Consider the following 22,487-nt stretch of genomic DNA (forward strand, 5'->3'; position numbering starts at 1 on the left):
AGGCTGGCTGGCGTGCCGCTAGCTCTCTGGCTGTCATTCGACGGCGGACGCTTCAATCTTGTCCAGGCGCGGCGCCTTGCCATTGCAACGACGCTGATCCTGACGCTGGGCCACTTCCTGCACCTCACGGCGAGTTACGAGGTCGGCCAAGCTGATACCGCTGAGAAATTCGTGAATCTGCAGGCTCAGGTCGCACCACAGGTGATGGGTCAGGCAGGTGTCACCGGAGTGGCAGTCGCCCTGGCCCTGGCATTTTGTTGCATCGACCGATTCGTTCACCGCATCGATCACCTGAGCCACCTGGATGCCCTGCATGTCGCGGGACAACTGGTAGCCACCGCCCGGACCGCGAACACTGGAAACCAGGTTGCTGCGGCGCAGCTTGGCGAAAAGCTGTTCGAGATAGGACAGGGAGATGCCTTGGCGCTCGGAGATATCGGCCAGGGACACCGGCCCGTGTTGCGCGTGCAACGCCAGGTCAAGCATGGCGGTCACGGCGTATCGGCCTTTTGTAGTCAGTCGCATGGACAATTACCACGGAGTTCGGAATGGGCGGGAGTATGCAATTCCCGAGCATTTAAGTCAACTATAAGACCTAGTGCTTTAGTCGGGTTTACCCGCAAAAGAGCGCGCGAATGATAGCAGGGTCTGCGGCCTAATGGCACACCGGTCGGCAGCAGCCTTGCAAGTGCGTCAGTGGAGCTTGGATTCGTCCTTGCCCTTGACGCAGGCGAAGTCTTCTTCACGCAGCTCGGGCAGATCTTTCGCACAATAATTACTGCCCAGATCCTTCAGCGCGCCGCACATTCCCTCCAGACGTCCGTCCACCGCTTGCAGGTGATCGAGCAACTGGCCGATGGCGCGCGCCACCGGATCGGGCATGTCTTCACTGACGCCGTAGGCATCGAAGCCGATCTTCTCGGCCATCGCCTTGCGCTTGGCGTCAGCCTCGTCATCGGACTTGACGATGATCCGGCCCGGAATCCCCACCACAGTGGCGCCCGGTGGCACTTCCTTGGTAACCACGGCGTTGGACCCGACCTTGGCGCCGGCCCCCACAGTGAAAGGACCGAGCACCTTCGCGCCCGCCCCCACCACAACGCCATCGCCGAGGGTCGGGTGACGCTTGCCCTTGTTCCAGCTGGTACCACCCAGGGTGACGCCCTGATAGATCGTCACGTCATCGCCGATTTCAGCGGTTTCGCCGATCACGATGCCCATGCCGTGGTCGATGAAGAAGCGTCGACCGACCTTGGCACCCGGATGGATCTCGATCCCGGTCAGCCAGCGACCAAAGTTCGACACCAGCCGCGCCAGCCATTTCAGATCATTGCGCCAGAGCATGCCGGCCAGTCGATGAATCCAGATTGCATGCATGCCGGGGTAGCAGGTCAGGACTTCAAAAGCGTTACGCGCCGCCGGGTCTCGGTGGAATACGCTCTGGATATCTTCACGCAAACGCTCGAACATCATTAATCCTTCCGCTTAAGGAGCTCGCCACGGGCCGCTTTCTGGGTTTCCGTGAGGATGCCACGCAAAATATTCATTTCCGCCCGGCTGACCGAGCTGCGTCCGTACAACCGGCGCAGGCGCGCCATCAAGTGCCGCGGCTTTTCCGGATCGAGGAATTCGATGGCCACCAGAGTCTGCTCCAGGTGCTCATAGAACCGCTCCAGCTCATCCATGGTCGCAAGCTCTGCGCTTTTCACGGAGGCCACTTCTTCCTTCTCGATCTTCGTCGGCTGACCTTGTGCAGCCAGCCACGCCATGCGCACTTCATAGCTCAACACCTGCACCGCCGCCCCGAGGTTCAGCGAGCTGAACTCAGGATCGGAGGGGATGTGCACGTGATAGTGACATCGCTGCAGCTCGTCATTGGTCAGGCCGGAATCTTCACGACCGAACACCAGCGCGATTTCCGCGCCCTGCCCTGCCTCCTCGACCACTTTGGTCCCGCACTCGCGCGGGTCCAGCAATGGCCAGGGAATACGCCGGTCACGGGCACTGGTGCCAAGCACCAGATTGCAACCGACCAAGGCGTCTTCCAAGGTGGCGACGACTTGCGCGTTTTCAAGGATGTCACCGGCACCGGAAGCACGAGCGTCGGCTTCGTGATGCGGAAAGACGCGCGGATCAACCAGCACCAAGCGCGACAGGCCCATGTTTTTCATGGCGCGCGCGGTCCCGCCGATGTTTCCCGGATGGCTGGTGTTGACCAGGACGACACGAATATTTTGCAGCACGGCGGGCGCTCTCGGACTCGGCAAAGGGGTGCAAATCTTACAGAACAGCCTACCGTTAAGCTATGAAAGCGAACAGCGACCTTCACCTGAAGAAAAGTTCTGATAGAATGCGCGGCTTTCTTTAACAACCTTAGGTGACACATCCATGCAGCCCATGCTGAATATCGCGCTGCGCGCCGCCCGCAGCGCCAGTGAACTGATCTTCCGCTCCATCGAGCGCCTGGATACCATCAAGGTCGACGAAAAAGACGCCAAGGATTACGTATCCGAGGTCGATCGCGCCGCCGAACAGAAAATCATCGACGCCCTGCGCAAGGCTTACCCGAATCACTCGATCATGGGTGAAGAGACCGGCCTGCACGCCGGCACCGGCATCGAAGGCGAAGAATACCTGTGGATCATCGATCCGCTGGACGGCACCACCAACTTCCTGCGCGGCATTCCTCACTTCGCTGTCAGCATTGCCTGTAAATACCGTGGTCGCCTGGAACACGCCGTTGTTCTGGATCCGGTTCGCCAGGAAGAATTCACCGCCAGCCGTGGTCGCGGCGCTCAACTGAACGGTCGCCGCCTGCGTGTCAGCGGTCGCACAAGCCTGGACGGCGCTCTGCTCGGCACCGGCTTCCCGTTCCGTGACGACCAGATGGACAACCTCGACAACTACCTGGGCATGTTCCGCGCCCTGGTTGGCCAGACTGCCGGCATCCGCCGCGCCGGTTCGGCAAGCCTGGATCTGGCTTACGTGGCCGCCGGCCGTTTCGACGCGTTCTGGGAGTCGGGTCTGTCCGAGTGGGACATGGCTGCTGGCGCCCTGCTGATTCAGGAAGCAGGCGGCCTGGTGAGCGACTTCACCGGCGGTCACGACTTCCTTGAAAAAGGCCACGTCGTTGCCGGCAACACCAAATGCTTCAAGGCAGTTCTGACGGCGATCCAGCCGCACCTGCCGGCCTCGCTGAAGCGCTAAGCGCTAAGCGCTTCGCGAAACCAAAAAAACACCCTTCGGGGTGTTTTTTTTATGGGCATGAAAAAGCACCCCGAGGGGTGCTTTTCTTATAAGCCATCAACCAGTCACTGGCCCGGCTCGTTCTGCGACAGGATCAGCTTGCCTTCCTTGTCGACCGGAATCTGGTTGCCCGGATCACGATCCATCCGCACCTTGCCTTCCTTGCCGTCCAGCGAATACCGGACGTCATAGCCCACGACCTTGTCGCTGATGTCATTCACCGTGTTACAGCGAGTCTGAGTCGTGGTGTAGGTATCACGCTCCTGCATACCCTCCTGAACCTTGTTGCCGGCGTAACCACCACCGACCGCACCGGCCACCGTGGCAATCTTCTTGCCGGTGCCGCCGCCGATCTGGTTACCCAGCAGACCACCCGCCAGCGCACCGACCACGGTGCCGGCGATCTGGTGTTGATCTTTCACCGGCGCCTGCCGGGTCACTGTCACATCCTTGCACACTTCACGTGGAGTCTTGATCTGTGTTTTGACCGGCTCTACGGCCAGCACTTGCGCATACTCAGGGCCGCTTTTAACCAGGCTGTAGGTGGCAACAGCACCCCCGGCAGTCACACCGACAGCACCCAATACCGCACCAACCAGCAACGACTTGTTCACATGAACCTCCTGACCATCACATGCGGGACGCGCCCGCGCTTCTCCCAGCCTTGGAGCAAAAAAAAAGACGCGAGTTCAACTCGCGTCTTTTTTGACTGACAACCGGGAAAACGATGGCCGTTATGGACGGTCGTCGACTTCCTTCTCGGTGTTGACCGGCGGAATCAGGTCTTCCGTCGACAGGTTCAGCCAGATCAGCACCACGTTGGCGATGTAGATCGACGAGTAGGTACCCGCCAGAACACCCACCAGCAGCGCCAGGGAGAAGCCGTACAGGTTATCACCGCCGAAGAACAGCAGTGCCGCGATCGCCAGCAAGGTCGAAACCGAGGTCGCGATGGTCCGCAGCAGGGTCTGGGTGGTCGAGATGTTGATGTTCTCGATCAGCGTGGCCTTGCGCAGAACACGGAAGTTCTCACGCACCCGGTCGAACACGACGATGGTGTCGTTGAGCGAGTAACCGATGATCGCCAGTACCGCCGCCAGCACCGTCAGGTCGAAGGTGATCTGGAAGAACGACAGGATACCCACGGTCACGATCACGTCGTGAATCAGCGACACGATGGCGCCGACCGCAAACTTCCACTGAAAGCGGAAAGCCAGGTAGATCAGGATGCCACCGAGCGCCAGCAGCATGCCCATGCCGCCCTGGTCACGCAGCTCTTCACCGACCTGCGGGCCGACGAACTCGACGCGCTTGACGGTCGCCGGGTTGTCGCCGCCGACCTTCTGCAGCGCTTCCGCCACCTGATGGCCCAGCTGCGGGTCTTCACCCGGCATGCGCACCAGCAGATCGGTGGTCGCGCCGAAGTTCTGCACGACGGCTTCGTGATAACCGGAAGAAACCAGTTGCTCGCGCACCTTGGTGACATCGGCCGGACGCTCGTAGGTCAGCTCGATGAGCGTACCGCCGGTGAAGTCCAGACCCCAGTTCATGCCCTTGTGGAACACACTGAAGATTGCCAGCAAGGTCAGAAATACAGTGACGCCGAACGCAAAGTTGCGGACGCCCATGAAGTTGATTGTACGTAACATGGCAGCCCCTTAAATCCACAACTTCTTGAAGTCACGACCGCCGAAGATCAGGTTGACCATCGCGCGGGTGACCATGATGGCCGTGAACATCGAAGTCAGAACCCCGAGGGACATGGTTACTGCAAAGCCCTTCACCGGGCCGGTGCCCATGGCGAAGAGGATGCCGCCGACCAGCAAGGTGGTCAGGTTGGCGTCGAGAATCGCAGTGAATGCCCGACCGAAGCCTTCGTTGATTGCACGCTGCACGGTCATGCCGGCGGCGATCTCTTCACGAATCCGCGAGAAGATCAGTACGTTGGCGTCGACCGCCATACCCATGGTCAACACGATACCGGCGATACCCGGCAGAGTCAGCGTGGCACCCAGCAGCGACATCAGCGCCAGCAGCAGCACCATGTTCACCGCCAGAGCAACGGTGGCGATCAGGCCGAAGAAACGGTAGATGGCGATGATGAACAGCGAGACGAACAGCATGCCCCACAGCGATGCATCGATACCCTTGGTGATGTTGTCTGCACCCAGGCTCGGGCCGATGGTGCGTTCTTCAGCGAAGTACATCGGAGCAGCCAGACCACCGGCACGCAGCAGCAGCGCCAGTTCGGACGACTCGCCCTGGCCGTTCAGGCCGGTGATACGGAACTGCGCACCCAGCGGCGACTGAATGGTCGCCAGGCTGATGATCTTCTTCTCTTCCTTGAAGGTCTGCACCGCGACGTCTTTCTCGACGCCGTCGACCACTTGCTTGGTGTAAGTGGTGACCGGGCGCTGCTCGATGAAGATCACCGCCATGCTGCGACCGACGTTGCTGCGGGTCGCGCGGCTCATCAGCTCGCCACCGTGACCATCCAGACGGATGTTCACTTCAGGGGTGCCGTGCTCGCCGAAACCGGCCTTGGCGTCAGTCACCTGGTCACCGGTGATGATCAGGCCACGCTCGATCTGGGCAGGAGGACGATTGCCTTCGCGGAATTCGAAAGTTTCGGAAGTGGCTTTCGAAGCACCCGGCTCTGCAGCCAGACGGAACTCCAGGTTGGCCGTCTTGCCGAGGATACGCTTGGCTTCGGCAGTGTCCTGCACGCCCGGCAGCTCAACCACGATACGGTTGGCGCCCTGACGCTGGACGATCGGTTCGGCAACACCCAGCTCGTTGACGCGGTTACGTACCGTGGTCAAGTTCTGCTTGATGGAGTATTCACGGATTTCCGCCAGCTTGGCCGGGGTCATCGCCAGACGCAGCACCGGTTGACCGTTGAGGTCGGCCGGAACAATGTCGAAATCGTTGAAATTCTTGCGGATCAGCGCACGGGCCTGTTCGCGGGAATCAGCATCGCTGAAGCCCAACTGAATGGCGCCATTGAGTTGCGGCAGGCTGCGATAACGCAGTTTCTCTTTGCGCAACAGGCTCTTGACGTCGCCTTCGTAGACTTTCAGGCGGGCGTCGAGGGCTTTGTCCATGTCCACTTCCAGCAGGAAGTGCACACCACCGGACAAGTCCAGACCCAGCTTCATCGGGTGCGCGGCAACGCTGCGCAGCCATTGCGGGGTGGTTTGTGCCAGGTTCAGCGCGACGACGTAGTCATCACCCAATGCCTTGCGGACAACGTCCTTGGCCGGCAACTGGTCTTCAGCCTTGGTCAGACGGATCAGACCGCCCTTGCCGTTCGCAGCCAGGCTCGAAGCCTTGACGTTGATCCCGGATTCCTTGAGCGCGGTGCTCACGCGATCCAGATCGGCCTGATTGACCTGCAGGGCCGTGCTGGCGCCGCTGATCTGAATGGCCGGGTCATCGGGGTATAGATTCGGAGCGGAATAAATCAGACCGATCGCCAGCACCGCCAGGATCAGAATGTATTTCCACAGAGGATATTTGTTCAGCATCACGCCGCCCGTTATGAACGCGGGGCGCCTTGCGCGCCCCGTCGATTGAGTAGAAGTTGGAACCTTAGATCGCTTTCAGCGTGCCTTTTGGCAGCGTGGCGGCGATGGCGCCCTTCTGGAACTTCATTTCCACGGTGTCGGAAACTTCCAGAACCACGAAGTCATCGGCCACTTTGGTGATCTTGCCGGCAATGCCGCCGGTGGTGACCACTTCGTCGCCCTTCTGCAGGCTGCTCAGCAGGTTCTTCTGCTCTTTGGCGCGCTTGGCCTGTGGACGCCAGATCATCAGGTAGAAGATGACCAGGAAGCCGACCAGGAAAATCCACTCGAAGCCGCCGCCCATAGGCGCTGCAGCCGGTGCAGCCGCGTCAGCCATGGCATTAGAGATAAAAAAGCTCATTTAGCACTCCAGTTGCAAATGTTGAATCTTGGGGTCAGAAAACTCAGTCCAAAGGCGGAACGGGAAGCCCGCGTTTGGCGTAGAAGGCATCGACAAAGGCGGCCAATGTACCCTGTTGAATAGCCTCGCGCAAACCAGCCATCAGCACCTGATAATGGCGCAAATTGTGGATGGTATTGAGCATGCTGCCGAGCATTTCGCCGCACTTGTCCAGATGATGCAGATAAGCGCGGGAGAAGTTCTGGCAGGTATAGCAATCGCAGGTCGGATCCAGCGGCGAATCATCATGGCGATGGAACGCGTTACGGATCTTCAGCACGCCTGTATCAATGAACAGATGCCCGTTGCGGGCATTACGGGTTGGCATCACGCAATCGAACATGTCCACACCGCGGCGCACACCCTCAACCAGATCTTCCGGTTTGCCAACGCCCATAAGGTAACGAGGTTTGTCAGCCGGCATCATGCCCGGCAGGTAGTCCAGCACCTTGATCATTTCATGCTTGGGCTCGCCCACCGACAGACCACCGATGGCCAGGCCGTCGAAACCGATCTTGTCCAGGCCTTCCAGCGAGCGCATGCGCAAGTCCTGGTGCATGCCGCCCTGAACGATGCCGAACAGCGCCGCCGTGTTGTCGCCATGGGCATTCTTCGAACGCTGGGCCCAGCGCAGCGACAGCTCCATGGACACACGGGCCACGTCTTCGTCAGCCGGGTAGGGGGTGCATTCGTCGAAGATCATCACGATGTCCGAGCCCAGATCACGCTGGACCTGCATCGACTCTTCCGGCCCCATAAACACTTTCGAGCCGTCGACCGGGGAGGCGAAGGTCACGCCCTCCTCCTTGATCTTGCGCATGGCGCCGAGGCTGAACACCTGGAAACCGCCGGAGTCGGTCAGGATCGGACCTTTCCACTGCATGAAATCGTGCAGGTCGCCGTGTTCCTTGATCACTTCGGTACCCGGGCGCAGCCACAGGTGGAAGGTGTTGCCCAGAATGATCTCCGCACCCGTGGCGACGATGTCACGCGGCAACATGCCCTTGACCGTGCCGTAGGTGCCCACCGGCATGAAGGCCGGGGTCTCGACGGTGCCACGAGGGAAGGTCAGACGACCACGACGAGCCTTGCCATCGGTGGCAAGCAACTCGAACGACATACGACAGGTGCGACTCATACTGTTTCCTCTGGGCCGCGCGGCGCGGGATTACGGGTGATGAACATCGCATCACCGTAGCTGAAAAAGCGGTATCCGTTATCGACCGCGGCTTTGTAGGCAGCCATGGTTTCCGGATAACCGGCGAATGCCGAAACCAGCATCAACAGCGTGGATTCGGGCAAATGGAAATTGGTGACCAAGGCATCGACCACGTGGAACGGCCGGCCCGGGAAGATAAAGATGTCGGTGTCGCCGCTGAACGGCTTGAGCACGCCATCGCGGGCGGCGCTTTCCAGCGAACGCACGCTGGTGGTGCCGACAGCGATGACTCGACCGCCGCGCTCACGGCAAGCGGCGACTGCATCGACCACGTCCTGACCGACTTCCAGCCACTCGGTGTGCATGTGGTGATCTTCGATCTTCTCGACGCGCACCGGCTGGAACGTGCCGGCGCCGACGTGCAGCGTGACGAACGCAGTCTCGACACCCTTGGCGGCGATCGCTTCCATCAGCGTCTGATCGAAATGCAGCCCGGCGGTCGGCGCCGCCACCGCGCCGAGTTTCTCGGCATACACGGTCTGATAGCGCTCGCGATCCGAACCTTCGTCCGGGCGGTCTATATAAGGAGGCAACGGCATGTGCCCGACGCGATCAAGCAGCGGCAGCACTTCTTCGGCAAACCCCAGCTCGAACAGCGCATCGTGACGCGCCAGCATCTCGGCTTCGCCGCCGCCGTCGATCAGGATCTTCGAACCCGGCTTCGGCGACTTGCTGGAACGCACATGGGCCAGCACGCGGTGGGAATCGAGCACGCGTTCGATGAGGATTTCCAGCTTGCCGCCGGACTCCTTCTGCCCGAACAGGCGCGCCGGAATCACCCGGGTATTGTTGAACACCATCAGATCGCCGGGGCGCAAATGCTCCAGCAGATCAGTGAATTGACGGTGTGCCAGGGCGCCGCTGACCCCATCCAGGGTCAACAGGCGACTACCGCGACGCTCGGCCAAAGGATGGCGGGCAATCAGCGAATCAGGAAGCTCGAAGGTAAAGTCAGCAACGCGCATGATGGGGTTCGTCTAGCAGGGCCGGAAAGTCTAGCGGAAATATCGAAAATTGACCATGAAACGTGATTGACCAACGGTAGGCACCTCTCTATACTTCGCCGCCATTGAGCCCTGATGGCGGAATTGGTAGACGCGGCGGATTCAAAATCCGTTTTCGAAAGGAGTGGGAGTTCGAGTCTCCCTCGGGGCACCACATAGCAGTTTCTGAGAGTCTCTACCAGCCTCTCAGACCCAGAGAAACCGGCCACTTGGCCGGTTTTTTTGTGCCTACCTGTTTATCCCTGTCTCCCCTTATCCGTTGTATCCCTGTATCCCTGCTTGTATCCTGAGAAAAATACCGAACTTTGGGATACAAGGATGAAGCGCGCAGATATCAAGCGCCGCCCTCTCGCTGATACGACACTTGCGGGATTGGAGTCGGAATTAAAGGAATACCGAGAGCTGGACGGAAACGGCCTCTACTTCAGGGTAAAACCTGATGGTGGTAAATCCTGGCAGCTCCGCTACAAACGTCCGGCGGGCAATTGGGCTTGGATGGGGCTGGGGGGTTACCCAGAAGTAAGCGGTGCGTTGGCACGGGATAAAGCTGCTGAACTGCGCAAGGTCGTGAGCAGCGGGGCCGATCCTCTCGAACAAAAACGCTCTGCCAAAGCGGCAATTGATGCTGCCAAGACTCGTACCTTCCGAGCGGCTGCTGAAGCTTGGCTCAAGGCCAAGGAAGAAAAGGGACTCGCTCCTTCCACCCTTAACAAAATCCGCACTTATCTCGACAAAGACATACTCCCGGCACTGGGAGATAAACCCTTGGATGAAATCACTCGTACTGACTGTGCGGAGCTCCAAGCATCACTTGAAGCCCGAGACGCACACAACGTGGCGGAAAAGTGCCGCACGTGGATCAATCAGATATTCGGACGAGCCATCGGCTTAGGCCTCACGGAAAACGATCCTGGCAGTCGCCTCCGAGATATTGCAGCTCAAGCCCCAAAGACTCAGCAGCATCCTCATTTGCTGGAGCCAGAGTTGGCAGAGTTCCTCCAAGCACTCAAAAACACTCCCAGCAGGCTGACGGCCCGAACTGCTGCATGGCTCTGCATCTGGACCGCATCCAGACCGGGCATGGTCCGATTAGCTGAATGGAAAGAGTTTGACCTGGATAAAGCGATATGGACGACGCCTGCCGCCAAGATGAAGATGCGCCGAGACTTTGTGTGTCCACTCCCTAAGCAAGCGCTTTCCGCTCTCAAAGAACTTCATTGCCTCACAGGTCGTAGTCGCTGGCTGTTCCCTGGGGTGGGCGCTAAGAACCCAACGATTAGCGAAAACACCATCAACAAGGTCTTCGCGACAGTTGGTTACAAGGGGAGATTGGTTGGTCATGGTACTCGTCACACCGCCAGCACTCTGCTCAGGGAACACGGCTGGCCGAAAGAGCACGTCGAAGCGCAGCTTGCTCACAAAGAAGAGGGAATATCGGGGGTCTACAACAAGGCTCAATACCTTGAGCATCGAGTGAAGATGATGCAGTGGTATGCAGATCACCTTGATGCGTTAGCAAGCGAAAAGGTAATCAAGGGACAATTTGGAAAAGTGGTATGAATGCACTTATCCATACCACCTTCAAAATCCGTGTTACAGGTGTAACTCGTGTAACGATGCCGGCCAAACGCCCGGATTCATTGACTTTCAATCCCGATACACTCTTGCACGATCTTCCGCACATGCGATGTAACACACGCCGTTCGTGTAACACCAGAATAAGCCCCTCGCATGCTGCGGGCCAAATTTCTCCAAGCTGGGCCAGAGCGCAAATATCGCTGGAAACGCATCCAACTCGCAGGGCGAGGGATAGAGCGTTACACGTAGAGAACCATGGGCATGATTGAAACTCATCCAATTTTGCACACGGCGCTAACCACCGGCCTGCTTCAATATCTCTCCGGTCAACCGCTCTATGAGCTCTGCAATGAACAGATCACTGATCTATGCGAGCTAATCAATCAATGCTGCGTACGCATCCAGAACGGCGACATCAGCAGCGATATGAGCAGCATGTGCATACAGACAACGATGCATGAAGAGGCCATTTTTCAGTACGCCTCAACCGACAAAAAAAATCGTCTTGCACATTGGGTTCGCCAATACAGCAGCTGCCCTTCAGCTTCGGAGCGCGATGCATATGCAGCCTACGTCATGGCCTGCGCAGTAAAAGCGCTAAGCGCATTAGCTGACTGGATGCGCTCTACGGAAGACGAGGCATGGTCACATGTTGCTGAACCTCCCACGGATTGTCCGTGGGATATTTATTGTCTCGTCGTAGAGGGACAGGTCGATCCCATTGAACGCATTCAGGCACTAGAACAATACGTGCTGTTTCTGGAGCCCATAACAACCCTACCCTGCTTGATCAGTGACGAACTGACCCCTACTGCTTACAGAGCAATCAAGAACGCTATACGCACTAAGGGCGGCATCATCAGCGGAATGGAGCGTAACGAAGAAATCAGCGCACGAGATACAGCAATCATTAGGCAAGGTCGCCACTACGTGACGAGCGGAATGCCACGAAGAAACGTGACAACGGCGGTACATGCTTGGCTGGAACGGGAGGTTTCCAAACCGCCCAAGCAGCGCGCGGAGTGGCTGACGCTGGAAACCGAAAAAGCGCTGACCCGCAAAAGCGTAGAGGCCATACTCAAGCGCAACTTTGTGCTGTGAACAAAGGTTCACCGAAATTTCAATTGGAAGTGAACTGCTTCCCGCAGACGATTTTCTAGACCATTGCTCTCGTTGTCCAAATCAATCGAGAGCAATACCTATGAACACCTCTGTTACCGATTTTCCCCGCAAGACTCCCGTCAACGCCACCTCACTTTTTGATGCCACTTCAACTTTGATCCGCATGCGGGAGGTGGAAGGCATTGTGGGGATGAAGCGTTCGACCATCTACAAACTGATGCAGCGCACCGACTGCAGCTTTCCGCAGCCCGTCAAGCTGAGCAACAGCAACGCACGCGGCGCCCCTGTCGCCTGGGTCCTTTCCGAAGTTCAAGCATGGGCGCGCAGCCGCATCGAGGCACGCGATCAGGTGGCAGCATGAGCCACAAGACTGCAAACAACGCTTTGATGCATCCCTTTTCCGTGTTGCGTCGGATCGGTTTCTCGACTCGCGTCATGCAGCGCCTTGAACGCTACCGCAGCCAGCAGGACAAGCAAGGGCGCGTTGTCAGCGTGCTCAGCTGGACCGACGGCACCTGGTGCGCCCTCTCCCTTCACTGCGAAAAGACCGGGGCCGTGGTCGTCGACGAGGGCCAGCAGGTCGACGCCTACGAAGATGCCCGCTCCATGCTCAGCGGCGGATTCCTGCCCATTCTCTCCCTGCGCTGGGAAGCCCATGCCTGAAACAAAAACGCCTCCGGGGGCGATCCGGAGGCGTTGAGGTCAACCTACATGCCCGAACAATTTATGCCGCACCTGAAAAATCCGCAAGCCATCAGAGCAGTTGCACTTTCGAAAAACGGACGTTACTCTCTGGCCGTCGCTGCAAATTCAGCGACCGGGTTTGGCGACCCGAGTTACTTGGCGCACAGGCGCCCCATCCGACAGCAGGCGCTTTTTTTGTGCCCGCCGTTTCGTGTTATGGCAGCTGTGCGTGGGAGACCTTCGGGTCTGCCGGGTTCCAAGTTCCCGGTTCGCCAACCTGCGCACAGCTGCCACCCTAAATCGTTTGGCGACGATCAGTGGCAGCTCCATCTTCAAACTTGGAGTGTCACCTATGCCTGCCCTCAATCCGTCCAAAATTCGCGCCGCTGCACACCGTGCAATGGCTCTCGCCGCTTTACACGCCAACTCAAGCCTCGCTACACGCCTTTCCCGCTACAACGCTCACATGGCCAAAGCCCGCGCGCTCGAAACCGCAGGCGGTGCCCAATGAACAACGCCCTGAGTTTTGCCCTGCCCGAAGATCTGCTCTGCGTGAATCCAACCGCAGAAGCCGGTGTACCAATCGACGCTATCACCTGCGCCATTGCCCGTGCCGACTCGGTGCTGACTCTGCTGGAGGATCACTTCGAAAACGAATCCTCGCGCCTTGCCAATCACGTCATTGCCGCCGTCCTCTGGGACGTGCGCGGCACCCTCGGCTTGATCAAGACGCTGGCCATGCACGGTGACAACACTTCGGCCCCTGCGGTGCAAAAAGGCGGTGCGCTATGAGCATTTCCACCACTCCGGGCCACGCAACCTTTTCCCGCGTTAACGCCACCGACCTGAAGCTGTTTCGGGTGAATGCCGGTGTACCCATCGAAGACGCGCTGGAGATGGTGTCGTTGCTGCAGCATCACGCGAACCAGCTCAGTTTCGACGCGGCCATGAGTGACCACGGCGAGCGTTTCAGTTGGCCTGCTCTGTACCTGGGTGAGATGGCCAAAGCGCTGATCGACGACATAAACGATGCGCTGTTTCTGCCGAGGGCTGACACATGAGCCAACGACCGAACAACGCTAAACGCCCGAGCTTTGCCGACGTGAAAGCAGCTGCGCTGAAAGACATTGATCGTGTCTTGTCGCACTGGCTGCCCAACGGCAAGCGCGTGGATGGCGGCAAGGAATACACCGCTCCAAATCCGACCCGCAGCGACAAGCGCGCCGGTTCGCTCAAGGTCAGTTTGAGCAAGGGCACTTGGGCGGATTTTGCCACCGGCGACAAAGGCGGCGACCTGATCGATCTGGTGCGCTATCTGGACGGCGGTACCGACGTCGAAGCGTGCCACAAGCTGGCGGACTGGCTGAACGTTGCGCCCGGTGCCGCCAAGACTATGGCCGCTCCGAGCAAGCCCAAGGCAGCAACATGGAACGCCATCCAGCCGATCCCGACCGAGGCCATGAACAAGTGCCCGGCCAAGCACCGTGAACACGGTGTGCCGTCCAAGGTGTGGATCTACCGCGACGTACAGGGTCAGCCGCTCATGGCGCTGTATCGCTTCGACCTTGGCCCGGATGAAGACGGCAAGCCGAAGAAGGTCTTTGCGCCGCTGACGTGGTGTCAGCGCGCCGATAGCCAAACCAAGCAATGGCGCTGGCAAGGTCTGCCGGATCCACGTCCGCTGCTGCGCCTTGATGAACTGGCCCAGCGCGCTGACGCACCGGTGATTCTGTGCGAAGGCGAGAAAGCTGCAGATGCCGCCGCCGAGTTAATGCCGGACTACGTGGCCACCTGCTGGCCGAACGGCTCCAACTCCTGGCACAAATCTGACCTAATGCCGCTCAAGGGACGCGACGTTTTGTTGTGGCCGGACAACGATGACAGCGGTAAAGCCTGCATGGCCACCGTCGCCGAAAAGCTGCGCGAAATCGGCGCCGCTTCGGTCCGGGTCATCGCGCTGGAGGTGTTCAAACGCAAGCCGACGCTGAAAAACGACCGCGCCGTGTTTGCCAAGGGTGGTCAATGGGATGACGGCGACGATGCCGCCGATGCACTCTCCAAAGGCTGGACCGCCGGCCACTTCACCGCGCTGGAAAGCGGCGGCGAGCTGTTCGGTGTGATCGAAGAAAAACCGACGGTTGCCCAGGTCGAACCCAAGCCGGAACCAGATCCGGAAGCGAAATCCAAAGTAGCGGCCAAGCGACCGGCAAAATCGAAAAACGACCTGATGCCGGGAGGCTTTCGCCTGACGCCCGAGGGTGTGTTTTATGCCGGCGACGACGGCGAAGCACGCCCGGTGTGTTCGCCGCTGGCAATCCTTGCGCGTACCCGTGACGAGAAGGGGCACAACTGGGGTTTGCTGGTCGAGTTCGACGACCCCGACGGCACCAAGAAACGCTGGAACATCCCGGCGCGCACGATGACCGGTGACTTCGGTAAGGATGTACTCGGCCCTTTGGTGGACATGGGGTTGCGTCTTGCCGGCAGTCGTTCGGGGCGCAACGCTCGCAACGATTTGCAGAGTTACCTGGGCGGCTTCGATAGTGCTCAACGTGCGCGACTGGTCACTCGTTTGGGCTGGCATGACAACGCCTTTCTTTTGCCCGAGCAGCAGGTCGGCATGCACGCGGAACACCTGCACTTCTACGAGGCCGGCGCGCAACTTCCGCCGATCAGCGAAGCGGGCACGTTGGAACAGTGGCAACAACAGATCGGCGCGCTGTGCATCGGCAACCATCGCTTGGCATTTGTCGTCAGTGTGGCCTTCGCCGGTCCCCTGCTGCACATGCTCGGCCACGAATCGGGAGGTTTTCACCTGTACGGCGACAGCTCGGGCGGCAAGACCACGCACCTGCAGGTTGCCGCCTCAATCTACGGTGGGCCCCGTCTGGTGCGCTCCTGGCGCTCGACCGACAACGCGCTGGAGTCGATAGCTGCCGCACATTCCGACGGGCTTCTGGTGCTCGATGAAATCGGCATGTGTGATGCCCGCATCATCGGCGAGACGGTGTACATGCTCGGCAACGGCACCGGTAAGGCCCGCGCCAATGATCGAGGCCAAGCAGGCCGGCAGGTGCAGGAATGGCGCCTGCTGTTTCTCTCCACCGGCGAGAAGACCTTGGCCCAGCACATGGCCGAAGCCAACAAGGAACTGAAAGCCGGTATGGAGGTGAGGATGCTCGCCGTCCCGGCCGATGCCAGCAAAGGCCTTGGCATGTTCGACGCGCTCAACGGTTTCGAGGATGCCGCCGCCCTTTCCGACGCACTCAAGGCTCGCGTAGCGAACTACTACGGCACCCCGCTCACCGCCTTTCTGAGAGCTCTGTGCGAACCCGGCAAGCGCCACGGCTGGGCCGCAATCTTGCGCCGCACATTGGACGGCTTTATTGCCCAAGCGCTACCCGCCTCTGCCAGTGGTCAGGCACACCGTGCTGCGGCCCGCTTCGGCCTTGCAGCGGCCGCCGGCGAGTTGGCCACCGCGATGGGAATCACCGGCTGGCCGGACGGCACGGCCACCACCGCCGCACGTGTGTGCTTGAACGCCTGGCTCCACGAACGCGGCGGCGCCGGTAACTTCGAAGGCGACGCGATCTTGGCGCGGCTGCGCCAGGTCATAGAGCGCTTCGGTGAAAGTCGCTTCACCCGCTGGGAATCGGCGGCAGCCAAGATCGACGAACACGGCCCGCGCACCATCGACCGCCTCGGCTTTCGCAAGACGCTGGAGCACGGCATGGGCGACACCATGCACACCACCAACACTTACTACGTGCTGACCGAGGCGTGGCGCTCCGAGATCTTCCGCGGCATGAACATCAACGCCGTGAACAAGGAGCTGTTGCAACGTGGCGTGCTGGAACCGAGCAGCGACGGGAAAGCGTCGAGTCTGGTGCGGTTACCCGGTCTCGGTCAGCAACGCTGCTACATCGTGAAGGCGATTCCGGGAACGGATGACAGCGAGGCTCGGGCTGCCTGAGGGCAACCCCGCTGATCGAGGTAGCGCCGGCTGACTCCCGGCCTCGCCAGCCGCTCATTCAACCCAAACTCAATTTTTTGAAGGAACAAGACAGATGAACGAATTCCAAACCTCCACCGAACAACACGAATTGCTGGCCAGCGATCCAGATGGCCATGAAACAGGGCTCTCGTTGCCCGTAGCAGCCGCCGGCGAAGAGAGCAGCATATGCGAGAAGAAGCGGGTATTGCTGGACGAAATCGCAGACCTGAAGATCCGTCGCGATAGCCTCTTGAGGGAGGCAGCAGAGCACTACGCTCATATAGAACCATTGGAAGCGCTCTTGGAAAACGAAGAGGAACTCGACGCAGATCGGTTGTACGAAACTCGAAAACAGTACAACACCCTCAAAATTCCTTACGACTCCTGCAAGACACGCGCGGGTAATGCAGAGGCTCGGATTCAACGGCGTGAGCAGTTGGTCAATCACGAAACGCTAATGGCGGGTTACACCGATTCGATGGATAACTGGAAAGCCGACGAACAAGAGCTCAACGAGAAACGCCAAAGTCTTAGCACCCGCTTGGCACAGATCCAGCAGCAGGCGGAAGAGGATATGGCCAAGGCCCGGCAAGCCGAAACCGATGCCGCGACCGCCTATGCGCAGGCCGTCGCCTGGGGCGACACCGAGGGCGAAAAGAACGCCAATGCCGACGCGCAGAAAGCCGCGAAAAATCTCGCTACGGCGACCGAACATAATCGGCGCCAACACCTGATCATCACTGCGTTGGAACAGGAACTGGCCATCGTCGACCAGCACATTGCCGAAGCGCAAAGGGAATATCAAACCATCCAGAGAACAGCCATGTCGCTGGCCCGAACAGTACTGGAAGAACAGTGGAACGAACAAGCACAAGCGCTTATAGATAAGGGCGCCAAGCTGTGGGCGGCCGAAGGAATGCTCGGTGGGGAACACCTCACGTTGATGAAGCTGGTGATTCCAACCAAAGGCGAAGACTTCTACAACTGGACCTGGCGTGAGTTGTCGGATCGATCCGGCAATTACAACGTGCGAGACATTCTCTCGCTGTAACGCGCTGAACCACCGAAACAGCCTGCGCAGGTAGGCTGTTTAACCCACACAGGCTACAAAATGATCATTCAATTTGACCTTAGAAACACCCCCAACTGGAAAGAAATACTGAAAGCACGAATAGTGTCCTTAAAAGAAATGATGGAATTCGTGGACAAACCCCGCGTAAAAACGGAACTCGAGATTCTCACTGTAAAATTGATCAAAGCCGAGATCATTAGCATCCGAGAGTTTCTGAAGCTGTCAGAATAGTGTTGAACTTGTGAGCCACCCGAACATTCAAACTGTCATCAAACAAACATAGGAAAAAACCATGTCCAAACTTGCCGAATACCGTCAGCTGGAAAAACATCTGGCCGAGCAAATGCAGGCGCTGGAAGCGCTAAAAAGCGACGGCGCGCTGAAAAAAGAGATTGAGTTCGAGACCAAGCTGCGCGAACTGCTGGACCAGTACGGCTTCAGCCTCAAGCACATCATCAACCTGCTTGATCCGCAGAGCACGAAACGCGCTGCAGCACCGGTGACAACAGCTGGCAAACGCAAGCCCCGCGAGCTGAAGGCCTACAAGAATCCGCATACCGGTGAAGTGGTTGAAACCAAAGGCGGTAACCACAAGACGCTCAAAGAGTGGAAAACCAAGCACGGCTCCGACGAAGTGGAAAGCTGGGTTCGCAAATAGCGCAGCTTGAATAAAAGGCCTCTCAGAGGCCTTTTTTTGTTGATCACGCTCTTCGCGCATGCGAGCTCTCCCTCTAAAATCCCTACCGTCAGCAAAAGGAGTCAACGTTGTGGACACAATGAGCAGACGTGAAATTAGCGACCTGTTGTCTCGGCGCCTCCCCCAATGCACTATCGCCTGCTCGATAAATGCCGACCGTAGCTTGTCCATCGAAGTGATCGGCCCCGACCAGCGACAATTCACGATTGCCAACATTGATCGCTCCAGGTACCACGGAGAAGCGGTAATTAACCGCCTGCTTCGAGAGATCCTCGAAGAGATGATCATCTCTCGCCGGTCTACAAACTTGGGCTAACGCTAGGTGCCTTGCCCAACGCCCTCGACTGCTTCCCTATAGCTCGCTGCAGCCTTTCGCGAAGTATTGCTCAGCCCTCCCAACCTGGTAGAAAAGAGCTGCCCCTAGCGGTCCTCCACGATTTTTTCTTAACGACCGCTTCTGCCCACTAGCGCCGCTCACGGACGTCTGCTTTCGGCCAAAAGCGGACGCTCACACGCGACCGTTACCGGCCATTAACTGCCATCGGTTGAATGCCAATGATTCGAACAAGAGTGATCGTTAACGCTGTCGATTTCCCAATCTTTTCAACAGGTTGAAGATTTAATCCTTCAGGCCTTTCAAGGCTGATAGATGCTGCTTCTCGACAGCTTAATCTCCGTCTGATAGCGTTTTGCCTCATGGTCGAGACTATATCTAACTTACTTATACGGCCATAAAGAGCGCATGGAGAGCCATTATGCCGAAGCTTGAAGAACTAACCAGCACCAGTCCTATTATAAAGCTTTTTCAAATTTCCGGACTCAATGGATTTAAGACATTAACGCTTCACACGCCGACGTGTGTGCGAATTGTGGTCGCAGAAAATGGAACAGGGAAAACAACGCTATTAAATACCCTGTACATGATTCTTTCGCGTCGTGTTGCAAAGTTATACAGTCTTAATTTTGATAAAATAACCATCCAGTTCGAAGGCTTCGAAAAATTTGAGGTTTCAAAAAGTGAGCTCTTTCCATCAGATGCTAAGCCCCAAAGTGCTTCAGCATTTTCCGAGCTAACAGAGTATGGCGTAACCGAGGCACAGCTGTATGAGTTCTTCACCGAAGTTGGCCCTACTTTTGATGCGCGAAAAGTTAGGGCCCACCATATTTATCACATCGTTTATAACGAATGCCCATATGATCCACCTGAAACTTTACGCCTATTTCGCCGAGCAATGCCGTCCTTAGAAAGAACGCAGGTATATAGTGGTTTTTTAAAGTACATTAACAATGGCATGGGCACAAATGAAGTATTGTATCTTCCAACCTTTCGACGAATTGAAGTAGAGAATACCAATTTTGAAAAAAGACAATCAAGGCACCACAATTTGTTTGAGAAGGCACCTCAAACTGACACAGATGAGACACTAATGTGGTTTGGCATGAGCGACGTCGAAGCTCAACTTGAGAACATTAAATCTACAATTCAATCTGAAACCTTCACTGCATATTCCCATTTAAGTGTTCGATCTCTTGAAGATCTTTTGTCTCCTGAAACAAAACAGCCTGAGCCGATTCCTTCAGATAATAAAATACTTGGTAACCAGTTGAGGTTGGTTCTTGCCCGCCTTGGTCAAGCGGAGGGGCAAGCGGGTGCAAAGATCCTTGATCTTATCGACTCCAGTGAAATTAATTTGCACCACTACGACAACCTTCGCTCATATTTGTTTCAGATGCTCGAAATTTATACATCAACTCAAAAGGATGAGCAGTCTATTGAAGGCTTTGTAAAAGTCATAAATAAATACTGGAATGCTTCTGCGTTTGAATCAAACTCGCAAGCCGAAAAAACGTTTGTGTTTGACAAAATGTCATTAGATATCGATATCAGAACCCCTTATAGCTCCGACCCTATCGAGCTATCCCAGTTATCATCTGGCGAGAAACAAATCGTATCTATATTTGCCAAGTTACACCTTCAAAAAGATAAGAAATTTATCGTGCTGATCGATGAGCCCGAACTGTCACTATCTATGGCCTGGCAAAAACTTTTTCTACCTGACCTTTTAGAGTCACCAAGCTGCGAGCAACTTGTAGCGATTACGCATTCACCATTTATTTTTGAAAATGATTTAGATGAATATGCACAGCCTCTTTTCGTATCGTACGAAAGGAATAAAAAATGAATATCGATAAGATGCGTGCCTCTCGAAACAACCCTCAAGTGGCGCTTATTTCGTACACTACAGTTCGGGGAAAGAACCCAGAAAAACTGATATGTGTATTTGAAGGCTATGACGACCTCCCATATTATGAAACTGTTTTTAACAGAGTTGGTCGCTCGATAGAATTTGCATCAATAGTTGCTAAAGGCAAAGATCAAGTACTAGCGCTTCGTCAATCCCTTCAAAACAATCATTACCAGGATGACAAGGTTCGATTTTTTGTAGATCATGATTTTGACGGGTTAAAAGGCTACGATTTTGGCGATGATATATATGTGACAGAGGGCTACTCCATTGAAAACCATTTAGCAGACTCGGCAGTTCTATCATCGCTGCTTAATTCAGAGTTTAAATGCTGTGAAGGTGATGAAGATTCGGTAAAAAAAATCAATATTTTGTTTGATGATTTTTTGGCTGCTTTTTTTGAAATTATGCGCCCCGTAAACCAAGCAATTTTTTATGCGCGAACTCATGACGTTAAGTTGGCAAATATCGAAGATCGCATATCAGAATATTTTTTATTTACTCTAGAAAATATCACTGATAAAAAATCCGATTACTTTCAATTAATTGGTTGGCCTGTAGATCTCGAGAGAGACACCAGTTCGGTTGAAGGTGATTTTTCGAAACTGGATCCTCATATGCAGTGGCGAGGGAAGTTTATATTTGAATTGTTTATTAAGTTTTTGCATCAACTTAAATGTGACCGAACCTCTAATGCTCCTACGCTTTTTGCGAAAAAAGCGGGAGTCAAATTTGATCCCAATGGTGAAATAATTCGCTCGTTAGCTTCACTATCAACTATTCCGCCATCGCTTTCCGCATTTGTTGCCCACCTTTAGAACTAGTTTTTGGTATAGAGCGGCTCACTCGTGAGCTGCTTCGCCATTCTAGATCCTCTCTAACAATCGATACTCCGTGAGATTTCGTTCGAGCGACTGCAATCCGAAATTGTCTGTTCTCACTAAGTCCTGGAAGACTCCGTTTCCGAATGTAAAATTACTGATTGATCTCGCGCGGATGCAGGCAAGAGAAAAAACAGTTCAATATTGTAGATGTGCGCACGCCTTAAGATGGAAGATTGGCTGTAATCAGTATTCTGAAATGTTTTGGAGGATCAACGACTTTCAGGAATAGTACCGTTTTCAAAGAACAGTTCAGATTGCTCTGCCAAATTTACATCCTCGACAAGTTCTTCGCAACGTCCAAACTTTCTATAAAAACGATTTAAATTACAGATGTAAATTGTGTACCCTCCCTTATCTGAGCATTCCACGTAAAGTCGATTAAACTTAGCAATGTGCTCTTCATAAGAGTCAAAATGAGGATGAACAATTCTGAATAATGCGGAATTTTTAGGGTAGTTGACCCTTTTTGCAGTTAATATGGGCTTTACTAAAGCCTCACGACTGGACTTATATTCATTACAGTCTGGGCATACCAGGCAAATGTTTTTAGGCTCAAACATGAAATTAAGGTATTGTGATTTTGGAGCAATATGTTCAATTTGCGCTCCAAATGTTGAGTGTGATGAGATCGGCCCCAAACAATAAGCGCACATAAGCCGCTGAGCATTTCGATAATGTTCTCGAATTTCTCGGCGCACTGGTAGGAGTTCATCATCCCCCCAACTTGTGTGCGAGTAGTCAGGAGAGATTTTTTTCTGTTCAACGATCACTGACG

At 56.0% G+C, this 22,487-nt stretch carries 22 protein-coding genes and 1 tRNA gene; 13 read left to right on the top strand and 10 right to left on the bottom strand.

Going from position 1 to position 22,487, the window contains the following annotated elements; translation table 11 throughout:
* Positions 1–33: 33 nt before the first annotated feature.
* The 3 genes from iscR to trmJ form a co-directional block, all read right to left on the bottom strand.
* Positions 34–525 carry a Fe-S cluster assembly transcriptional regulator IscR gene (gene iscR / locus AC07XZ_RS25825; RefSeq protein ID WP_007956690.1) on the bottom strand — a complete coding sequence of 164 codons (492 nt, stop codon included), beginning with the start codon at positions 523–525 and terminating at the stop codon, positions 34–36.
* A 168-nt stretch (positions 526–693) separates the two neighbouring features.
* A complete protein-coding gene (gene cysE / locus AC07XZ_RS25830) occupies positions 694–1,470 on the bottom strand; it encodes a serine O-acetyltransferase (protein WP_007956691.1) in 777 nt (258 codons plus the stop codon).
* A 2-nt stretch (positions 1,471–1,472) separates the two neighbouring features.
* Positions 1,473–2,243: a tRNA (cytosine(32)/uridine(32)-2'-O)-methyltransferase TrmJ gene (trmJ, locus tag AC07XZ_RS25835; RefSeq protein ID WP_007956692.1), complete on the bottom strand. Its 771-nt coding sequence runs from the start codon at positions 2,241–2,243 to the stop codon at positions 1,473–1,475.
* A gap of 145 nt (positions 2,244–2,388) precedes the next feature.
* On the opposite strand from trmJ, the gene suhB reads away from it, so the two are divergent.
* Positions 2,389–3,207 (top strand): type III secretion system regulator SuhB, encoded by an 819-nt coding sequence (suhB, locus tag AC07XZ_RS25840; protein WP_007941397.1) that lies wholly within the window; start codon positions 2,389–2,391, stop codon positions 3,205–3,207.
* A gap of 104 nt (positions 3,208–3,311) precedes the next feature.
* Here suhB and AC07XZ_RS25845 read toward each other — a convergent pair whose 3' ends face one another.
* From AC07XZ_RS25845 to queA, 6 genes are all read right to left on the bottom strand, one after another.
* Positions 3,312–3,860: a glycine zipper 2TM domain-containing protein gene (locus AC07XZ_RS25845; protein ID WP_007956693.1), complete on the bottom strand. Its 549-nt coding sequence runs from the start codon at positions 3,858–3,860 to the stop codon at positions 3,312–3,314.
* A gap of 120 nt (positions 3,861–3,980) precedes the next feature.
* Positions 3,981–4,895, bottom strand: coding sequence for a protein translocase subunit SecF (secF, locus tag AC07XZ_RS25850; protein WP_007956694.1), 915 nt, complete (start codon positions 4,893–4,895; stop codon positions 3,981–3,983).
* Positions 4,896–4,904: 9 nt separating this feature from the next.
* Positions 4,905–6,773 (bottom strand): protein translocase subunit SecD, encoded by a 1,869-nt coding sequence (gene secD, locus AC07XZ_RS25855; RefSeq protein ID WP_039765691.1) that lies wholly within the window; start codon positions 6,771–6,773, stop codon positions 4,905–4,907.
* Between the two features lie 64 nt (positions 6,774–6,837).
* Positions 6,838–7,173 carry a preprotein translocase subunit YajC gene (gene yajC, locus AC07XZ_RS25860; protein ID WP_007956696.1) on the bottom strand — a complete coding sequence of 112 codons (336 nt, stop codon included), beginning with the start codon at positions 7,171–7,173 and terminating at the stop codon, positions 6,838–6,840.
* Positions 7,174–7,216: 43 nt separating this feature from the next.
* Positions 7,217–8,332: a tRNA guanosine(34) transglycosylase Tgt gene (gene tgt, locus AC07XZ_RS25865; RefSeq protein WP_161794909.1), complete on the bottom strand. Its 1,116-nt coding sequence runs from the start codon at positions 8,330–8,332 to the stop codon at positions 7,217–7,219.
* A gap of 14 nt (positions 8,333–8,346) precedes the next feature.
* Positions 8,347–9,396 carry a tRNA preQ1(34) S-adenosylmethionine ribosyltransferase-isomerase QueA gene (queA, locus tag AC07XZ_RS25870; protein ID WP_102688194.1) on the bottom strand — a complete coding sequence of 350 codons (1,050 nt, stop codon included), beginning with the start codon at positions 9,394–9,396 and terminating at the stop codon, positions 8,347–8,349.
* A 108-nt stretch (positions 9,397–9,504) separates the two neighbouring features.
* Between queA and AC07XZ_RS25875 the strand changes: the two genes are divergently transcribed.
* The 12 genes from AC07XZ_RS25875 (at position 9,505) to AC07XZ_RS25930 (ending at position 21,646) form a co-directional block, all read left to right on the top strand.
* Positions 9,505–9,589, top strand: a tRNA-Leu gene (locus tag AC07XZ_RS25875).
* 164 nt (positions 9,590–9,753) lie between these two features.
* Positions 9,754–10,995: a tyrosine-type recombinase/integrase gene (locus tag AC07XZ_RS25880; RefSeq protein WP_102688195.1), complete on the top strand. Its 1,242-nt coding sequence runs from the start codon at positions 9,754–9,756 to the stop codon at positions 10,993–10,995.
* A gap of 279 nt (positions 10,996–11,274) precedes the next feature.
* The gene (locus AC07XZ_RS25885; RefSeq protein ID WP_256590588.1) at positions 11,275–12,114 is read left to right on the top strand and encodes a hypothetical protein; all 840 of its coding nucleotides are present in this window, start codon (positions 11,275–11,277) and stop codon (positions 12,112–12,114) included.
* Positions 12,115–12,214: 100 nt separating this feature from the next.
* On the top strand, positions 12,215–12,496 hold the full coding sequence (locus AC07XZ_RS25890; protein ID WP_102688196.1) for a helix-turn-helix transcriptional regulator: 282 nt from the start codon (positions 12,215–12,217) through the stop codon (positions 12,494–12,496).
* A complete protein-coding gene (locus tag AC07XZ_RS25895) occupies positions 12,493–12,798 on the top strand; it encodes a hypothetical protein (protein WP_102688197.1) in 306 nt (101 codons plus the stop codon). Before AC07XZ_RS25890 ends, AC07XZ_RS25895 begins: the two co-directional genes overlap by 4 nt.
* A gap of 528 nt (positions 12,799–13,326) precedes the next feature.
* Entirely contained in the window at positions 13,327–13,611 is a 285-nt protein-coding gene (locus AC07XZ_RS25900) for a hypothetical protein (RefSeq protein WP_102688198.1), read from the top strand.
* Entirely contained in the window at positions 13,608–13,880 is a 273-nt protein-coding gene (locus tag AC07XZ_RS25905; RefSeq protein ID WP_102688199.1) for a DUF3077 domain-containing protein, read from the top strand. The genes AC07XZ_RS25900 and AC07XZ_RS25905 overlap by 4 nt, the downstream gene beginning before the upstream one ends.
* A complete protein-coding gene (locus AC07XZ_RS25910) occupies positions 13,877–16,792 on the top strand; it encodes a DUF927 domain-containing protein (RefSeq protein ID WP_102688200.1) in 2,916 nt (971 codons plus the stop codon). The genes AC07XZ_RS25905 and AC07XZ_RS25910 overlap by 4 nt, the downstream gene beginning before the upstream one ends.
* A gap of 229 nt (positions 16,793–17,021) precedes the next feature.
* Positions 17,022–17,864 carry a coiled-coil domain-containing protein gene (locus AC07XZ_RS25915; protein ID WP_102688220.1) on the top strand — a complete coding sequence of 281 codons (843 nt, stop codon included), beginning with the start codon at positions 17,022–17,024 and terminating at the stop codon, positions 17,862–17,864.
* 313 nt (positions 17,865–18,177) lie between these two features.
* Positions 18,178–18,543: a histone-like nucleoid-structuring protein, MvaT/MvaU family gene (locus AC07XZ_RS25920; protein ID WP_102688202.1), complete on the top strand. Its 366-nt coding sequence runs from the start codon at positions 18,178–18,180 to the stop codon at positions 18,541–18,543.
* 794 nt (positions 18,544–19,337) lie between these two features.
* On the top strand, positions 19,338–20,765 hold the full coding sequence (locus AC07XZ_RS25925; protein WP_102688204.1) for an AAA family ATPase: 1,428 nt from the start codon (positions 19,338–19,340) through the stop codon (positions 20,763–20,765).
* On the top strand, positions 20,762–21,646 hold the full coding sequence (locus tag AC07XZ_RS25930; RefSeq protein WP_102688205.1) for a DUF4435 domain-containing protein: 885 nt from the start codon (positions 20,762–20,764) through the stop codon (positions 21,644–21,646). The genes AC07XZ_RS25925 and AC07XZ_RS25930 overlap by 4 nt, the downstream gene beginning before the upstream one ends.
* 275 nt (positions 21,647–21,921) lie before the next feature.
* Here AC07XZ_RS25930 and AC07XZ_RS25935 read toward each other — a convergent pair whose 3' ends face one another.
* Positions 21,922–22,482 carry an HNH endonuclease gene (locus AC07XZ_RS25935; RefSeq protein WP_256590587.1) on the bottom strand — a complete coding sequence of 187 codons (561 nt, stop codon included), beginning with the start codon at positions 22,480–22,482 and terminating at the stop codon, positions 21,922–21,924.
* Positions 22,483–22,487 lie beyond the last annotated feature (5 nt).

Source organism: Pseudomonas sp. GW458-11-26-14-LB4, from assembly GCF_059423925.1.

Coding starts and splice junctions, on each gene's coding strand:
- iscR (WP_007956690.1), bottom strand. CDS start 525: ATGCGACTGACTACAAAAGGCCGATACGCCGTGACCGCCATGCTTGAC.
- cysE (WP_007956691.1), bottom strand. CDS start 1,470: ATGTTCGAGCGTTTGCGTGAAGATATCCAGAGCGTATTCCACCGAGAC.
- suhB (WP_007941397.1), top strand. CDS start 2,389: ATGCAGCCCATGCTGAATATCGCGCTGCGCGCCGCCCGCAGCGCCAGT.
- secF (WP_007956694.1), bottom strand. CDS start 4,895: ATGTTACGTACAATCAACTTCATGGGCGTCCGCAACTTTGCGTTCGGC.
- secD (WP_039765691.1), bottom strand. CDS start 6,773: ATGCTGAACAAATATCCTCTGTGGAAATACATTCTGATCCTGGCGGTG.
- yajC (WP_007956696.1), bottom strand. CDS start 7,173: ATGAGCTTTTTTATCTCTAATGCCATGGCTGACGCGGCTGCACCGGCT.
- tgt (WP_161794909.1), bottom strand. CDS start 8,332: ATGTCGTTCGAGTTGCTTGCCACCGATGGCAAGGCTCGTCGTGGTCGT.
- queA (WP_102688194.1), bottom strand. CDS start 9,396: ATGCGCGTTGCTGACTTTACCTTCGAGCTTCCTGATTCGCTGATTGCC.
- AC07XZ_RS25880 (WP_102688195.1), top strand. CDS start 9,754: ATGAAGCGCGCAGATATCAAGCGCCGCCCTCTCGCTGATACGACACTT.
- AC07XZ_RS25885 (WP_256590588.1), top strand. CDS start 11,275: ATGATTGAAACTCATCCAATTTTGCACACGGCGCTAACCACCGGCCTG.
- AC07XZ_RS25890 (WP_102688196.1), top strand. CDS start 12,215: ATGAACACCTCTGTTACCGATTTTCCCCGCAAGACTCCCGTCAACGCC.
- AC07XZ_RS25895 (WP_102688197.1), top strand. CDS start 12,493: ATGAGCCACAAGACTGCAAACAACGCTTTGATGCATCCCTTTTCCGTG.
- AC07XZ_RS25900 (WP_102688198.1), top strand. CDS start 13,327: ATGAACAACGCCCTGAGTTTTGCCCTGCCCGAAGATCTGCTCTGCGTG.
- AC07XZ_RS25905 (WP_102688199.1), top strand. CDS start 13,608: ATGAGCATTTCCACCACTCCGGGCCACGCAACCTTTTCCCGCGTTAAC.
- AC07XZ_RS25910 (WP_102688200.1), top strand. CDS start 13,877: ATGAGCCAACGACCGAACAACGCTAAACGCCCGAGCTTTGCCGACGTG.
- AC07XZ_RS25920 (WP_102688202.1), top strand. CDS start 18,178: ATGTCCAAACTTGCCGAATACCGTCAGCTGGAAAAACATCTGGCCGAG.
- AC07XZ_RS25925 (WP_102688204.1), top strand. CDS start 19,338: ATGCCGAAGCTTGAAGAACTAACCAGCACCAGTCCTATTATAAAGCTT.
- AC07XZ_RS25930 (WP_102688205.1), top strand. CDS start 20,762: ATGAATATCGATAAGATGCGTGCCTCTCGAAACAACCCTCAAGTGGCG.